This window comes from Clostridium sp. AM27-31LB (assembly GCF_003480745.1).
Taxonomy (GTDB): Bacteria; Bacillota; Clostridia; order Lachnospirales; family Lachnospiraceae; genus Butyribacter; species Butyribacter intestini.
In genome coordinates, this window is record NZ_QUJS01000001.1 from 338,896 (window position 1) to 355,817 (window position 16,922).

Annotated in this window: 10 protein-coding genes; 8 read left to right on the forward strand and 2 right to left on the reverse strand. The window is 36.4% G+C overall.

Going from position 1 to position 16,922, the window contains the following annotated elements:
- Positions 1 to 32: 32 nt before the first annotated feature.
- Complete coding sequence (locus DW721_RS01380; RefSeq protein ID WP_118744556.1) at positions 33 to 542, forward strand: hypothetical protein; 510 nt, start codon at positions 33 to 35, stop codon at positions 540 to 542.
- A 202-nt stretch (positions 543 to 744) separates the two neighbouring features.
- Here DW721_RS01380 and DW721_RS01385 read toward each other — a convergent pair whose 3' ends face one another.
- Entirely contained in the window at positions 745 to 2,736 is a 1,992-nt protein-coding gene (locus DW721_RS01385) for a beta-L-arabinofuranosidase domain-containing protein (RefSeq protein ID WP_055944060.1), read from the reverse strand.
- Positions 2,737 to 3,480: 744 nt separating this feature from the next.
- Between DW721_RS01385 and DW721_RS01390 the strand changes: the two genes are divergently transcribed.
- Positions 3,481 to 4,410 (forward strand): winged helix-turn-helix transcriptional regulator, encoded by a 930-nt coding sequence (locus DW721_RS01390; RefSeq protein ID WP_118744557.1) that lies wholly within the window; start codon positions 3,481 to 3,483, stop codon positions 4,408 to 4,410.
- A 212-nt stretch (positions 4,411 to 4,622) separates the two neighbouring features.
- Here DW721_RS01390 and DW721_RS01395 read toward each other — a convergent pair whose 3' ends face one another.
- Entirely contained in the window at positions 4,623 to 7,700 is a 3,078-nt protein-coding gene (locus tag DW721_RS01395) for a glycoside hydrolase family 43 C-terminal domain-containing protein (RefSeq protein ID WP_055944052.1), read from the reverse strand.
- 275 nt (positions 7,701 to 7,975) lie between these two features.
- On the opposite strand from DW721_RS01395, the gene DW721_RS01400 reads away from it, so the two are divergent.
- The 6 genes from DW721_RS01400 to DW721_RS01425 all read left to right on the forward strand — a co-directional run bounded on the left by DW721_RS01400 (position 7,976) and on the right by DW721_RS01425 (position 16,872).
- Positions 7,976 to 10,186 carry a family 43 glycosylhydrolase gene (locus DW721_RS01400; RefSeq protein ID WP_118498120.1) on the forward strand — a complete coding sequence of 737 codons (2,211 nt, stop codon included), beginning with the start codon at positions 7,976 to 7,978 and terminating at the stop codon, positions 10,184 to 10,186.
- 248 nt (positions 10,187 to 10,434) lie between these two features.
- A complete protein-coding gene (locus tag DW721_RS01405) occupies positions 10,435 to 11,343 on the forward strand; it encodes a LamG domain-containing protein (RefSeq protein ID WP_055944048.1) in 909 nt (302 codons plus the stop codon).
- Between the two features lie 248 nt (positions 11,344 to 11,591).
- Positions 11,592 to 12,467 carry a hypothetical protein gene (locus DW721_RS01410; protein ID WP_118744558.1) on the forward strand — a complete coding sequence of 292 codons (876 nt, stop codon included), beginning with the start codon at positions 11,592 to 11,594 and terminating at the stop codon, positions 12,465 to 12,467.
- A gap of 288 nt (positions 12,468 to 12,755) precedes the next feature.
- Complete coding sequence (locus DW721_RS01415; protein ID WP_182436165.1) at positions 12,756 to 14,354, forward strand: penicillin-binding Tp47 domain C-containing protein; 1,599 nt, start codon at positions 12,756 to 12,758, stop codon at positions 14,352 to 14,354.
- A 297-nt stretch (positions 14,355 to 14,651) separates the two neighbouring features.
- Positions 14,652 to 16,340, forward strand: a complete 1,689-nt coding sequence (locus DW721_RS01420) for an FMN-binding protein (protein WP_118744559.1) — start codon at positions 14,652 to 14,654, stop codon at positions 16,338 to 16,340.
- A gap of 100 nt (positions 16,341 to 16,440) precedes the next feature.
- A complete protein-coding gene (locus DW721_RS01425) occupies positions 16,441 to 16,872 on the forward strand; it encodes an FMN-binding protein (protein ID WP_118744560.1) in 432 nt (143 codons plus the stop codon).
- The last annotated feature ends 50 nt before the right edge of the window (positions 16,873 to 16,922 follow it).

Below are 16,922 nucleotides of genomic sequence, written 5' to 3' on the forward strand. Positions count from 1 at the left end.
ATTTAAAAGGTGCATATCTGCATAAGGGAAAGATGAAATTTGATACCGGACTTGATATGGAAATGTATCAGGAATGTTATATAATTGCACTTGACGAGTTTAAGAAAAGCGAATATTATTTAAGTAATGATATAGGAAATAATACAAGAAAAAATGTAAATGCGTGGCTGTCACTTTTTGTGACGGATGATATAGAAAAGATAGATAGAAATATTGAAAAATATCCGTGGCTCGAAGAAATATATATTGAGATGGCAGAATATCTTGTAAAACCGGAGGAGGTGTTTAATATGTATTCAGAAGCTTTAAGAATATTGGATGAAAATACTGTAAAGTATATGGTGGATGAACTCAAAGGTGAGAATGAGGAACTGAGAGTAGAGAATACTGAACTTAGCAACAAAGTGCTTGCTTTTCAAAAGAAACAGAACGAAAAGGAAAAGGAAATTATCAAAAATATGTATAAAGCTAATCTTACTATAGAGCAGATAGCAGAAATAACGGGAAGTGATATAGAAAAGATTGTGGAAATAATTTCTTAAATTTTTTAAAAGATGCATATAAAATATTTTTGATGATATGTTGCAGCAGATACTTTTATAAAATTCCAAATTATAATTATTACAGCAAAGCCGTTTTGGAGAATTATTAAAAATCATTCTCCAAAACGGCTTTTGTATATTGATATAAAGCTATATTATTTTTTTGATATTACGCCCAAACATTTATATATTATTCAAAGGTTTAGCAAAATCTCCTGAGCCATGTGTACATTTCTCCGGCACCTCTGTTGCCCCAGTTTGCATAAGGAACATATGTTATCTCTTTATAGCCAAGCTCTGCAGGTGTATCTGAGTAGAGTGCTTCGTCGTCGTACTGTTCAGGATTTTTGATGGTCTTTCCGTGTGCTTTGATGACTGTTATTCCACCAAGTGTATTCTCATCCCAATATTCGCTTATCGGTTTTGTTATATCTACCATGATTGATGAAATGTTTTCTCCGTTGTCTACCTGTTCTGCACAGTAAACAAGAGGACCTTTTTTGATGGCTGCCTTGCCTGCATCTGCACGAACTTTTGGATTTGCATATACAAAGTGTGCCGGCATTTCAAAGTTTATCTCTATATCAGTTCCACGCCATGCTGATGCTATGTCAGCTTTTGAGAGGACTGCATAACCGTTTTCAGTGCGGTAATCAGTTATGTCACTGCCGTTAATTTTTATTGTGAAATTATGTGCATATGAAGGTATTCTGATATAGAGTTTTTTGTTGGCCTCGGAGTTCTCGGTTGTTACGACTGCATCAGGAATATCTGATATTGATATGGAGATTTTTCCGTCAAATGGGAATTTTGTATGTATATCAAGCTTTTTAAAGCCACCGAGTGCTGTTGTCTTATATTCACCGCCTGCAAACATATTTATAAAGAGTCCGTCATCACTCTGCATGAAAAGATATTCGCCTAGAGAACTCAATGTTCTTGCGATATTAGGAGGGCAGCACGCACAGCCGAACCATTTCTGTCGTACAGGTTTTACATGGTTTTTATCAGTTGCCGGAATACAGTTATCAGGCCATACTTCAAGCGGATTAACATAGAAGAAACTCTTTCCGTCCATTGCGATACCTGCAAGTACGGTATTCATAAGTGCAAGTTCCATTGTGTCTATATATTTACTGTCTCCGGTTATCTGAGCCATGCGGCGGCAGAAGAGAGCAAGTCCTATTGAAGCACAGCTTTCCGAATAGTTTGTATCGTTTGGAAGGTCATAATCCGTAGTAAAGCGTTCCATTACTCCTGAACTTCCGATGCCGCCTGTTATATACATTCTCTTGTTGATAATATTGTTGTAGAGGTTTTCGCAGGCTTCAAAGAGTGACTCATCCTGATATTTCTGTGCTATATCAGCCATTGCACAGTAGAGATATGTGGCTCTTACGGCGTGTCCTTCTGCCGTTTTCTGTTTTCTTACAGGAAGATGGTTCTGACCATATTCGTTAATGTAAGGATTTGGGTCGTGCCATACATCTATGAAATCCTCGTTTTTGCTTTCATTAAACAGATAATTAGGTTCTGTACCGCGTCTGTCTACAAAATCTTTTGCCATGTCTGAGTATTTATCATCCCCCGTGACATCGGCGAGTTTCATAAGTGCAAGTTCTATTTCTTCGTGCCCCGGAACTGCATTTTTATATTTTTCAGTGTGGAATACTTCGCAGATAAGGTCTGCGTTTTTCTTCATTATGTTTAAAAATTTATCTTTTCCGGTTACCTCATAATAAGCTATCGCAGCTTCTATAAAATGTCCTGTGGTGTAAAGTTCATGTCCCTCTTTGAGGTTACAATACTGCTTGCCCGGATGCAGGATAGAAAAGTGGGTATTGATATAACCATTTTCCTGCTGTGCTTTTCCTACAAGGTCTATTGCGTCATCAGCAAGTTTTTCAAGTACCTCATTAGGTTCATAGGAGAGGGAGTAGGCAACGGCTTCAAGCCATTTGGCAAGGTCGGTATCCTGAAATACCCAGCCGTGAAATGTACCTTCTTTAAGTCCTGCAGCAACTTTAAAGTTGTCGATACAGTAGCTTGGCTCTGCGTCAGCTACTTCATCGTTGAGTGCTTTCCACTGGTAAGGGATGATTTCTTTAGTGACAAGTCCGGTGTATTTGTTCCAGAAAAAATCATCAACATTAAGTGCTTTTAATGGCAGTAAGTTTAATTTTTTTGTTCTCATACTATTCCTCGTTTCCGGAGCATATAAGCTCCATAAATCGTTAATGACATATGCTGACAGCTATGGTTCAGTCGGCATATGTAAATATTGTGCTTAATATTAAAAAGATGTGTAAAACATAAAAATGCTACATATTTTAATATACATTAAAGTAATTTAATTATATCTAAAAATAGATTGAAAGACAAGTGTAAAATGTTATATTTAGTGTATTTATTTCACCTTGACGAAAAATGTTGATAAGTGTACTTTTTTGTGAAAATGTAAAAATCGTAACAGTTCAGCCTTGCATTTAATAAATTCATAAACCTGCCAGCGAGCTGTCAGCCGCTGCTATGCAGCTTAAGTTTATTTCATTTATAAATGAAAGGCTATTCTACCCAAAAAAGATAATAAACAATAAAATAAGCAAGCTTCTTTATTGCCAATTATCTTTTTTGTGCTGAACTGTTACTGAAAATCTAAAACATTTTAGTTTTTGTTTGACTAATTTCAGTTTATTATGTATAATGTTTATGAAAAATGTTATATAATTTATGTAAAAAATTGAATTTTTTTGTTAAAAACATTAAAAAATAGTCATATAATACATTGACTATTTTAGGCGTATATAAAATAAAAATGTAAGAGAATCATATAAAAAGAGTTGTTTTGTTATTTTGAGATGCGTAAGTTAGTGGTAAAATATTTTTTGCCTCTAATTTAATTTTATAAAAGATATCTAAGGGAAAAGAGGTTGAAAAATTGTTACATATAACATCATTGGACGACGGAATAGAAATATTCAAAGCACTTGGCTCCGATGTCAGAATACAGATATTAAATATATTGCTCGAAAACAGCAATATGAGTATGAAAGATCTGGCAGCAAGGCTGAATATAACAAATGGAGCACTTACGGGACATATCAAAAAACTTGAGAGCTGTGGACTTATTACAACATCGGCAGAGTCGGTAGTGCATGGCAATCAGAAGATATGCTCAGTTCACTGGGACAGGATAATAATTGACCTTGAAAAACAGGTTGAGGATGAGAATGTTTATAATACGGAAGTAAAGATAGGTCATTATTCAAACTATGATATTACACCTACATGTGGTCTTGCATCAAGCAAGGCACTTATCGGCGAGGTTGATGATGCAAGGTACTTTGAGCATCCTGACAGATACAATGCTGAGATACTCTGGTTTACAAATGGTTTTGTAGAGTATGTTATTCCAAATTTTATTCCTGGATTTCAGAAGATTACACAGATATCAATCACAATGGAGCTTAGTTCAGAAGCACCGGGAGTAAACAGTGACTGGCCGTCTGACATAGAGTTTTATCTTAATGATAAACCGCTGGGATGCTGGACATCACCTGGAGATTTTGGTGATGTTAAAGGGCTTTTCACACCGACATGGTGGCCTGAAAACTGGAATCAGTACGGACTTTTAAAACTTCTTGTTATAAACAGAAAAGGCACATTTATAGATGGTCTTAAGATTTCGGATGTTACGATAAATGATTTTAATTTTGATTACAGAAGCAATATAAGATTTAAACTCGGTGTGGATGAAAATGCCACGCATAAGGGTGGTCTTACATTGTTTGGAAAGTCATTTGGAAATTATGGTCAGGATATTAATGTAGCCATCAGCTATACACCTATGACAGAGGATGAGATTTAAATATAATATAAATGTAAAACAGAACTGTTTAACAGTTCTGTTTTATTTGTTTTTTGCTGCAATAAAAATCCCACGGAATTTTACTGTTTCTAAAATTCCGTGGGATTAAATCATATTAATATGGCAGTTTGTCCGGTCGGACAATATTTATTTTTATTGTATAGCAAAGCACTGGTTTTGCTATTTTTTAATGGTTGAGCTTTGATAGCTGATTACTTAACTGTTACTTTATATGTAACCTTGTATTTGCCCATCTTTGCTGTTATAACAGCTTTACCTTTCTTCTTTGCAATAACTTTACCTGAATTATTAACTGCAAGTACGGCAGGTTTGTTTGATGACCATTTCACATTTGATAACTTAACACCATAGCCTTTTACTTTGAATTTAGCTGTTTTCTTTACTTTAAGAGAAGCCTTTTTGCTTGTGAACTTGATATAAGCTTTCTTGACTGTAAATGTTTTTGTGAGTGTCTTTGTCTTGTCACCTGAAGTTATTGTTGCAGTAACAGTAGTAGTACCGGCTTTTTTAGCTGTGAGAATACCATTTGATGTTTCAGCAACACCCGGATTTGAAGAAGTGTATGTAACTTCTTTTGTAATGCTTGGTGATGCTGAAACAGAAAGCTTAGCTGTTTTACCGGTATTTCCGCCTGCATAGAGAGTAGTTGCTGATGCATTAAACTTCAATGTCGGATATGCAGCAGATTCTTCTTTATATTTTTCTTTTACATTTTTATCAGAAAGTGCAGTTGAATAAAATTCAATATTGTCAAACTGTGCATTCTGTACATCTTCAAGGTACGACATAATACCGCTTCCTATACGGACATCATCAATATCGGATAATTTGTTATCTGAAAGTGCTTCTGAAAGAGAAACTTCCTGATTTGCACTTAAATCACCGTCAATATATGTTTTAACACCATCTTTAGAGACTGTATAAACAACATGACTCCATCTGCCTGAGATAAATGATGTCTGGTAACTTCCTTTTGCTGTTCCTTCCAAGCTTGCAAAGTCTGCGTAAACGCTTGAATGGAGTGCCGTGTATGGATAGCAGTTACGGTTCTTTGATGATTTTGCTTCAAATAATGCAGTTGCATCTGTAGTTTCTGAATTAACTTTTACCCACATTCCAACAGTAAAACCTGATTCATCAATGTTTTTAAATAGGTCGGAAGGAAGTGATAAATAGTTTTCATTACTCTTTGTATTTTTTATAGTAAGAACATTACCGTACCAGTTATCTTTGCTTACTTTTGCATTGCCGATAAGTGTTGCGGCAGCACTATTTTTTCCGCTGTTTGCTACTGATTTTTCACTTACGGATTCAAAGTCATATTTATAATCAGGTATAAGTGATGAAGCAAGAACTGTTGTTTTGTATGTTTTTGTAACAGTTTCATTTCCTGATTTTATAGTGGCAGTGAGTGTAACTTCTGTATCATTTTCAGGTCTTGTAACTTTTCCGTCATTTGCGATAATGTCAGCGTTGCTTGAAGACCATGTGATAGTTGAGCTATTAAATCCTTCTGTAGGAAGTGTGATGTCAGAAGTTGTCTTTGATATTACAGGACGGTCTGCATCAAGGTTTCCTGCTGCTCTTTCAAGGATTTCTTTGTCCGTGTACTTATAAGCATCTTTTTTTACACCCCAGACAGACTGGTTATTTGTTCCGATTGCCGTAAATGTCATAACTTTTTTGCAATCAGATGATTCATCATGCTGAAGGAAGAATACACCGCTGTAAGTTACTTTGTTTATAACAGCGTTCATATAATATGTGCCGTCTTTTGCTGTCCATGTACCTGTTACATCACCTGAAATGGTACCGTCTGCATTTAACTTTATCGACTGGGTCTTAGCAGTTGCAACACCCGATTTACCGTGGTTTACAAATTCGTATTCGCCGACTATATCATCTTTGGCATAACCTGTCTTTGAAATCTTATCACCTTTGTTTTCAAAAGGAGCAGTAACAGGCCAGCCTTCTTCATTCTGGAACTGCTGGTGAACTCTTACTTCGTGATAATCATCGCTGTCAGAAAATCTTGTGTGGTAGATAAGATACATCTGACCGTCATCATCTATCATTGCTGAGTTGTGCCCCTCGGCTTTGTAATACTTATCAAGGCATGAGAACTTGTATGTTCCCATAACTTTTATACCTACATCATTGTGGTCTTTGCCGTTTGATACATACATATTTGCGTTATTGCCTGCTGCATCGACGAAAGGTCCGTCAGGATTTTTTGAGCGGAAAAGTCTCATGTTATATCCGCCGTCAACACCAAGCCAGTCATATGACATATATAAATAGAAGTAATCCGTTTTTTCATCGTAGAGTATGAAAGGACCCTCACCTGAAGTTGCCTTACCTCCGGCGATTCTTGTACCGAAATACTGGTCTACCTGAAGTCCGTCATCTCTTGTATATGTCTTGCCGGGATATTTTGCCTTGCCAGTAGCAGGGTCAATCTCAAGTGTGAATATACCGCCTGACCATGAACCGTAAGTCATCCACATCTTTCCGGATTTATCATAGTAGATTTCCGGATCGATTGCATTAGGAGCATAAGAATTGTTATAAGAGTCTCCTGATGACCAGGTTGTATCATATTTTTCAATCTGACCGCTCTTTATAAGGTCCGGAATATTTGTGTTTGTATAACTTGTATCTTTAGAACCCTCGAAAGCCGGTTTATTCTTTGTGAAACCTGAGTAGATAAGAGTATCGACACAAGTGAAAGGTCCTTCAATGCTCTGTGAGACACCAAAAGCAATGACTGAACGCACTGCTGTTGAACTTGTGCAGAAGTAGATCATATATGCACCTTTTGTACCGTCAGTGTTTATATAATCAGGATTCCAGAAAACATCAGGAGCCCATACATTATAAAAAGAAGCATCTTCATCATGGTCACCTGCCCACTTAAATGGCTTTTTAAGGTTTTCAGGCATATTTCCGAAAACAAAGTTGTTTGTTGCACTGGTTGAATCACCTGCATTAAGATCGTTTGAAAGCTTTGTCCAGTTTACAAGGTCAGTTGATTTTGCTGCAGCAGTGTGTGAACCATATACATAATATGTACCGTCACTTGATTTTGTGATAGATGGGTCATGCACGGAAACTCTCGTAGGAGAAGTCGTTACATGAGTTACGCTTGCAGCTTTTGCAACAGATTCATTATTAAATAAGGAAAGACTTGGTAATGAAGTCGTTGCAGTTGACAAAGCAAGTGCTGTCGAAAGTACGATGGCACCAGCCCGCTTAAAGTTTTTCTTCATAGTGTTACCTCCGAAAATTTGTTTTTTGTTTATAGTTATTTCATATAAAAGAATAACATATTATGTACCAATTTACAACAAAAATACTATTTTATTTTGAAAAAAACTAAAATAATTGTGTCAAAAATATGTAAAATGCATAAAAAACCTAAAAAAATCCATCTTTTATATTGCAAGTTTTGCATAAATTGTATATAATATTAAACAAATTATAAAATAATTTTTGTTTTGCTAAAAATTATAAAATAACAAATTTCTTGGGAGGAGAACACAGTATGAGAAAGACAAAATTATTTGCAAGCATACTTGCACTCAGCCTTGTTGCTACATCTGTTCCTGCGGTAAACAGTTTTTCAGGTTCAGACAAAGCAGAAGCATCTGAGACGGAAGTGTCTGTAACATCAGGCAGCAGTATAGTTAAAGAACCGCTCGGAGAGGGTGAAGTTGAAGTGGCAAAGAGCCAGTACACAAATCCTATAGGCGGATATGACAACAATGGCAAACTTACATATGGCGGTGACCCGTCAGCTATGGTAGACGGAGATACGGTCTATCTTTATACGGGACATGATGTGTCAACAGATCAGGAAGTAAACGATAAAGTATATGATATTGACGGCTGGATCTGCTATTCTACAAAGGATCTTGTTAATTGGAAATATGAGGGCGAGATAATGAGTGCCAAAGATATTTCATGGGCAACAGGAAGCACATCGGCTTGGGCAGCTCAGACTGTTAAGCACAATGGAAAATATTATTTCTACTATTGCACATGGGATGCGACATCAGGTAATGGACAGCAGTCTATCGGTGTTGCCGTATCAGACAGTCCTACAGGACCGTTTAAGGATTTAGGAAAGCCTGTTGTGAGCGGTAAGGTTACTGATTTTGGTACTGAGTCAAGCACATGGAATGACATCGATCCTACAGTATGGATTGAAAAAGATGACAAGGGCGAGGAGCACCGTTATCTTGCATGGGGAAATGGAAATTATTATATCTGTGAGTTAAATGATGATATGATTTCGGTAAAAGACCAGAATGGTGATGGAAAGATTACAGGCGGCACATCAACAAAGACTGCTGATGTTATCCAGAAAACATCAGTTACTTCATATACTGAAGCACCATGGCTTTACAGAAGACAGGATGCAAATGGCAATTACTATGGAAAGTATTATCTCTTCTATGCTTCAGGATGGAGAGAGGGAATGTCATATGCAACCACCGATGATTTATTAAATGGCGAGTGGTCAGAGGGAAAAGAAATCGCAAGACCAAATGTCACATCAAACACAAACCATATGGCAGTTATAGATTTTAAAGGAAAGACATATTTTATCTATCACAATGGTGCACTTGCAGGTGGAAACGGATACCGCAGAGTTGCAAACATAACTGAACTTAAGTTTAATGAAGACGGAAGTATTGATGAAGTACCTGAGACAACAGCAGGCATAGCAGGAAGCACTACAAAAATTTACACAAAGGCGGGTGCTGGCGTTCTTGCACATGAAAATTTCCTTAATTCGTTTGATGATGCAGATTATCCTTATGAAAATGTTTATGTAGGTGCTATGGGATATTCTGATGTAAAAGACGCACAGTGGGTACTCACAGACGGTAAGTCTGACAAGACAAAACCTGCATATGTGTCAATCCAGTCTGAAAATAAATCAGGACTTTATCTTACTGTAAATGATAATGGCAAGGTTACACTTAACCAGGATTCAACCGGTACTGATGAGATGGCAAAAAGACAGACATTCAGAAGTGTAAAGGCACTTGACGGCTCTGAGGATGGAGTTTCATTTGAGAGTGTTTATAAGCCGGGACAGTATCTTACAATAGTAAATAATACACTTAAGATAACAGACGGCACAGACAAGGCAGCCGCAACATTTATTGTAGGTGAGAACAGTGAGACAACTGTACTTCGCGGTATCAGTCTTTCGGCAGGAACAAATGTCATAACACAGGGAGAAAAGATTAAGAAAATTAATTTCTCTAATGTAAAGGCAATCTACTCTGATGAGACGCAGAAAACATTGGCTGCATCTGATTACAAGGTTGATTATTCAAATATAAATGTAAATAAAACAGGAACGCAGTATGCAGCAGTATCCTACACAGAGGGTGACATCACAAAGACTGTTTCAGTGGGTGTGACAGTAATGCCAAAACTTAAAGCTGTTACAAGTCTTAAAGCAAAAGTAACAAAGAAGAAAAAAGCTAAAAAGGCGAAAGTCGTACTTTCATGGAACTATTCATCAAAAGTAACAGGATATGAAGTATATTATAAGACAAGCAAAAACGGTAAGTTTAAATATGCTACGGAAGTAACAGGCAAGAAGTGCACTGTATCAGAAGAGACAACATTTAAGGCAGGAAAGACTTACTGGGTAGCTGTCAAAGCCTACAGAGAGTATAACGGAAAGACACTTACTGGACCTGTCAAATCAATCAAAATAAAGATTAAGAAATAAAAAAAGATAAAGCAGATATTTTGTTTTAGCATAAGCTGCCTGATAATGCGGTGGTTTTAAGCATGATTTGTCTTGTATATGAAAAATCATTTATTCGTAAAATACTTTATGAATAAATATACAAAAAAAGTTATATTTACGAATTGTTAATAATTTAGTCATAAACTGTTGACAAAATAGGTAACTAATGCTAAAATAATTTACAAATCAATAAAACATATTCTTTTATTAAAAGGAGGAATAAAACAATGTATAAGAAATTATTAAGCGGAGTTTTAGCAGCAGCTATGGTTGTTGGAGGAGCAGCTTATGCAGCACAGCCACAGACAGCAGCAGATGCAGCATCAGCTCCAAAGCCAAAGTACACATTCAGCATGAATGGTGCAAGCAAAAAAGTAGTAGGAGTTGCTCGTAAAGGTGATACAGCAAGTGGTGGAACAGGAAAGACAAAGACAGGTGTTTTACCTACAGCAAACAAGAAAGCAAAGCTTCAGTATAAGAAAGGTAAACATGGAAAGGCTCTTTACATCTCAAGAACAGTAGGTGGAAAGGCAGCTTCTATGGGTGCTGAGCTTAAAGGTGTTAAGCTTGGAAACGGTTCTTGGACAGTTTCATTCTGGGTTAAACCTGAGACAGACCTTTCAAACTTCATGGCTATGTTCTTCACAGGAAGCCATATTACAGATCCTAAGAACACAAAGTGGCTTTCAATTACAAAGGATTCATGGCTTGATAACAAGTCTAACTCTCCTACAATCTGGTCACACAGTGTATCAAATGGAAAGAATGATCAGTTCCCATGGTATGGTCACCAGGATAAAAAAGGTAAGTGGACAGCAGACCTTGCAGTATCAAAAGGAAAATGGACACACATCACACTCGTTGTAAATACAAAGAAGACTTCTTGGGATAAGAAGGGTTATTGTGAGTATGGTAAAAAGGGTGAAAAGACATATGTTAAATCTTACCATGCTTGGACATATGTAAACGGAAAACTTTTCGGAAACGGAACAGTTGCAAAGGGAACTATGTCAAACTCTAACAAGTTCTTCCTCGGACTTAATGCTTGGGATACAGGATTCAAGGGATACATCGATGATGTTAAACTTTGGAACAAAGCACTTTCTCCAAAGCAGGTTAAAGCTATCGCTAAATAATTAAATCAAAGTTTGATTACAGATAGTTTAGTATAAACTGTATATAAAACAGTTACATATGCGTAGTGAAATTGTAAAAATTTCACTACGCATTTTTGTTGTGTTAATAAAAATTGTGCAAAATATGAAAAAAATATATGAAATATTTTATTTTTATGTTGACTTTTTGTAATATCTATGTTATTATAATAAAAACTAAAATAGTTTACGAAAACTTTAATAAATTGAAATCGAGAGGAGAATTAGACATGAGAAAGAAAATTTTAGCAATCGCACTTGCAACAACAATGGCATTTTCAACAGCAGTAGTTGCTGTACCAGCAAACAAGAATGTAGCAGAAGCGGCAGTTGGTGATGCAACAGTTAAGGATCTTGATATTGGAGATGCATTTACAGCAAATACAGGTGATGAAGATGTTAGCGGAAACTTCCAGCTTGTATATAAATTTACAAACAAATCAGTTGGAACAAACAACTGGGACAATTACATCGTAGAAATTTTTGACGGAGCAGGACAGTACATTTCAACTCGTGCAGATAACTTTGGATGGTTTGCAGGAACATGGCTTGATGATGGCTCAACTATGGAGTGGGGCGATGGTGCTGCTGATTGGAATACATACCTTGAAGTTATGAAAGATGCTTCGGTTACAGTAACAGTAAAGAGAGTTGGCTCAAAAATTACTATCACAAACAAGATTGTAAGCAATGCAGATTCATCAAAATCTTATAAATTTGTAGCAAATTGTAATGTTCCTAATGCAGCAGATGCACTTAAGGTTCATATTACAGGTGAAAAAGTTGGACTTTCTGGTATAACTACAGAGTATAAAAAGGTATCAGCATCAAACAAGTCAAACAGCTCATCATCTTCTAAGAAGAAGTCAATGTCTGTAAAGAAAGTTACAGCAAAGGCAGGAACAAAGGTTGTTAAAGGATCTGTTTCAGTTGCAAAAGCAAAAGTAAAAGTTACAGTTGGAAAAGATAAAGCTAAAACAGCTAAAGTAAGTGGAAAGAATTTCACATTGAAGGTTTCTTCTAAACTTAAGAAGAACACAAAGATTACTGTAAAGGTTACAAAGTCTGGTTATAAGACAGTAACAAAGACAGTAAAGGTTAAATAGGTTATAAGTTTATATTTGTAACATAAATTTTCTCATTTATTATCCAAAATAGAGAGTCGGTTATGCCGGCTCTCTATTTTGTTGTAAAATAATATTTAAGTGTTTTATTTGATAAGTTTTGTTTATTAAGCAAGAAAGTGTTTGACTTCATGTTATATGGGAAATATAATGGTTGATGTCTAAGTAAGTGGTATCTTACTAAAGTTATATACAATTAACTTTAAAGATATTTATCATGAACGGACAAAACATTTATTATACAAATACACATGATAGGAGACAGCAACGATGAGGAAAATTATTAAGAAAAGCATTGCAGTCGCATTGTCAACGGCAATGGTTGTCACACTGGGATATGCAGCAGACATTAAAACAAAGGCAGCAGATGATTATACATATCTTTATGCCGGACTTACATGGGATCAGTATTGGGATGCAGAGGATATTTACCTGCAGAGTACAAAGAGTATGACTGATGCAAACACTGAGGCTGATGCAAGAGGAGAGTTGGATAAAGGTGCTTTTGATGCTGTTTCAAGAGCAACTACAAATCATGGACTTCATAGAGGAAGTTATCAGTGTGATACTGTTATCTATGGTGAAGATGGAAGTGAGTTTAATGTATCTCATTGGTCAGCAGATGGAAAAACACTTTATCTCACAGACGGAACAAGTGTATCATATAGCAAAGGAACTATCACAAAGGCTGATGGTTCACAGACAAAATTAAAAGAATACAAAGTTACAGGTCTTAAATATGTTCCTGTTGCCGTAAAGACATCTGAACTTTCAGATTTTAAGAAAATCTATAAAGTTGTTGAAAATGACGGTGAACTTGCAGGTGGTTACAGTGAGATGAATCTTTCGGCTTATGACCTTAAAGCAGATGTTACTGCAAATACAAACGGTCTTAAGACTGCGGCAGAGCAGAAAGATGGAACATTTAAGTTTAGTGCAAGAAAGACGGGAAATGATTCTGGTATAAAGGATGAGACACTTGCAAAAGCTTCAAAGCTGAAAACTCAGGTTCAGAAAGCAAATGGAAGTTATGGTGAATTTTTAAGAGTAGACTTAAACAATGCAGATGATGCAGATACATCAAAAGGCGAGGGTTACGGTGCACTCGGTGCAAAGATGCAGGCTGTAAAGTGGACATATTATGGAAATGACTCTACACGCAAAAATGCACTTGCAGCATTTGGTACAAAATTTGCGGCAGACAACTGGATGCACAAAGCAATGGGTATTCAGCTTGGTCTTACAGATTCATATAGAGCAGCACTTCCGGGTGGAACAGACGGAACAGGCTATTGGAGTATTACAGTCTATGCACTTGGTTTTGAGGACACAACAGTTGATTTTGAAGTGACAGAGGACAATATCGTTGACACGGTTACAACTACTGAAAATGCCGACACAAGCAAGCTTGAAGCACTTGTTAAAGATGCGAAGACATTAAAAGAAGCTAATTACACAGCGGACAGTTGGAAGAATTTTGCAGGAGAGCTTGAAGAAGCAGAGGAAGAACTTGCAAAAACAGCTCATTATCAGGCGGTTGTAGATGAAGCTTACAATCATTTAAGCGACGCAATGAAAAATCTTGTAAAAGCTGTAAAGACACCGAAAACACCAACAGGCGTAAAGGTAACAGCTAAAAAAGCAAAAGCGGTAGTAAGCTGGAAGAAATCAGCTAATGCAGTAAGTTATCAGGTTCAGTATTCACTTACAAAAAACTTTAAAAAGCCAACAACAAAGACTACAAAGAAAACAACATTGACAGTAAGCGGATTAAAATCAGGTAAAAAATACTTTGTAAGAGTAAAAGCTGTAGGAAGTGGAAAAACAGCAGGTAAATGGTCTGCCGTAAAGAATGTGAAAGTTAAATAGTTTTTAACTAATTTTAATTACATATTATGATAGGTTTGTAAATATGTATAGGCAAAATAAAAAGGAAGGTATTATATATGGTGCGATAGTGTCGCATCATGGTGAGCCTTCCGTTTTGTGCGTTATACGGGGTTATGGAAAAATAATGCCTGAAAAAATAAAAATGGATAGAAAGAAAATAAAGCCTATTGCATAGAGTAATAATTGGTGTCTGGAGATTTGATTGGTGAAAATATGTGTGAATATAATGTATTTGCAAATTATAAAATAGAGATTGCCTGGAAGTGAGGAAGAGATTTGAAAGGTAGGATTACGGAAAAGAATAATATTGAGGATACAGATAAAAATATAGAAAAAAATAACATTGAAGATAAGGCTGTGGGAAAGAATAATATTGAGGATACGGGAAATGTTGCTGCAAAAAATACAGCAGGAGAAGATAAGGTTTTTGAAAAGATAAATATACCAAAAAATCTTATCAAAAATCTTAAAATGCTGATTTTTATTATTCCATCAATAGTGATAGCCGGATTTTCACTTCGTGGAATATATGTTGCAAATAATGACCTTGCGCATTACAGGAAAATTGAGAAAAATATTTCAGCGGATACATCTGGCGGAAATGATGATACTAAGCAGAAATCAGAGGATAAGGCGGATACTGATAAAACAGATACAAAGTTAAGCGATACAGATACAAAGACAAAAGTAACGGCTGTTGCTGATACAAAGAAAAAGAGCGGGAAACCTGCTGACGGAGAATTTAGCGGTGAGAGTATCTGTGAAAAATTCGGCTATACGGTAAGTCTGAAGGCGAGGTTTAAAAATGGGGAGACAGTTGCGGTTTATGGGATGAAAATGTCAGGCAATACGGACAGTGCAAATAATGCATTTATGAATAATGCATGGAGCGGCATGGTAAACAGGCTTGTAGGGAAAAATGTGTCTGATGCAGATGCGGTATCGGGGGCTACATATTCGTCAAAAGCAATTATAAATGCATATATGGATGCTTATAATAAGGCAGTTGCAAAGGCAGATGGAAAGACGATAAGGAAAACTGCATTAAAAAAGACTACCATGCCTGTTTCGACAAAAAAGCCTGTGGCAATAAAAGTTGATAAAAAGAAAAAAGTGCCAAAAAGCAGTATAGCAGACGGAAATTACAAAGTCAGTGCGGTATGTGAGCCTGATGAAAATGAAGATTTTGAAAAATATTCACTTAGTGCGGTTGTGAAATTTTCAAAAGGAAAATGCGTAGAGATAGCAGATTTTTTATCAACAGCCGAAGCAAACAAGACTTATTACATGAGAGCGGCGAATGGAGCATCAGGAGCAAAGGGTGTTGTCGGACAGATAATAAGCAGGCAGTCGTCAGATGGGATAAGTGCGGTATCGGGAGCTACCTGTTCCTCAAAAACAATAGTGAACCTGTATCTGAAAGCACTTAATAAGGCGGCAAAAAAAGGAGGGATAAAACCGCAGAAAACTCCCGCTCCTTCAAAAATTCCGGTTGAAGTACCTGCACCGGCAGATACGGCAGTACCATCAAATACAGGAAATCCTCTACAGACAGATATGCCGGCTTCTTCAAAGCCTCTAACATCTTCTAAACCTATGACAAGCAGTACGCCGCAGGATACGGCTTCACCTGAGCCGTCAATTCTGCTTAGAAGCGGTACATATTCTAAAGTGGCAACGGTATATCCTGATGAGTCAAAAGCATTTGAGGAATATACGATTTCGGCAGATTTGTTATTTAATGACAATCACTTTGCAGGATTTTCAAATGTGGTTCTTTCAGATGAGACAAATCGATTTTACTATAATAAATCGGTAAACGGAACAAAGAAAATTCCGGGACTTCTGACTCAGATAAATGCGGCACTAAATGGTGAGTTTGATGCGGTGTCAGGTGCGACCTGTACATCAAAAACTCTTATAGGTATGTATCGTGAGGCACTTGATGAAGCTGTTATAAAATAACTGTTGTAAAAATGCAATAGCAATACAGGTATAGATTGGGCGGAAAGGTAAAAAGACGGATATTTAGAAAAAGTTTGATAAATAAAAAGGCGGTAAACTGATGAGAGTTTTTATTATAAAAAGCGTTAATCTGTTGATTGTTGCAGGAATACTAGCTTTATACTGCATCAATGTGCACAAAGTCGGTGAGGAGAAAAAAGCAATAGCCGAAAAAACAGATAAAAAAGAAGTTGTAAGTGATAGTGGTAATAACATTTATTTTGCTGATGACGGTATTTATGAGGGCAGCGGTGACGGATTTGGCGGAGAGATAAAAGTCCGTCTTACCGTAAAGGACAATAAGCTTGAAAAAGTAGAGATATTATCGGCTGAAAATGAGACGAAAGATTATCTTGAGTCGGCAAAAAAAATACTTGATGATACCATTGATAAACAGTCGGTTGATGTTGATACGGTATCGGGAGCAACATTGTCGTCAAATGGGATAATAAGTGCGATGAAAGATGCCATAAAAAACGGAAAGAAAAAATAATAACAGTTCAGCAGTGTATTTATTAAATTAATAAATCTGATAGTAAGATG

Bases quoted from the DNA above. Each gene is read 5' to 3' on its own strand.
- DW721_RS01410 (WP_118744558.1), top strand. From the start codon at position 11,592: ATGAGAAAGAAAATTTTAGCAATCGCACTTGCAACAACAATGGCATTT.
- DW721_RS01425 (WP_118744560.1), top strand. From the start codon at position 16,441: ATGAGAGTTTTTATTATAAAAAGCGTTAATCTGTTGATTGTTGCAGGA.
- DW721_RS01395 (WP_055944052.1), bottom strand. From the start codon at position 7,700: ATGAAGAAAAACTTTAAGCGGGCTGGTGCCATCGTACTTTCGACAGCA.
- DW721_RS01380 (WP_118744556.1), top strand. From the start codon at position 33: ATGAAATTTGATACCGGACTTGATATGGAAATGTATCAGGAATGTTAT.
- DW721_RS01385 (WP_055944060.1), bottom strand. From the start codon at position 2,736: ATGAGAACAAAAAAATTAAACTTACTGCCATTAAAAGCACTTAATGTT.
- DW721_RS01405 (WP_055944048.1), top strand. From the start codon at position 10,435: ATGTATAAGAAATTATTAAGCGGAGTTTTAGCAGCAGCTATGGTTGTT.
- DW721_RS01400 (WP_118498120.1), top strand. From the start codon at position 7,976: ATGAGAAAGACAAAATTATTTGCAAGCATACTTGCACTCAGCCTTGTT.
- DW721_RS01415 (WP_182436165.1), top strand. From the start codon at position 12,756: ATGAGGAAAATTATTAAGAAAAGCATTGCAGTCGCATTGTCAACGGCA.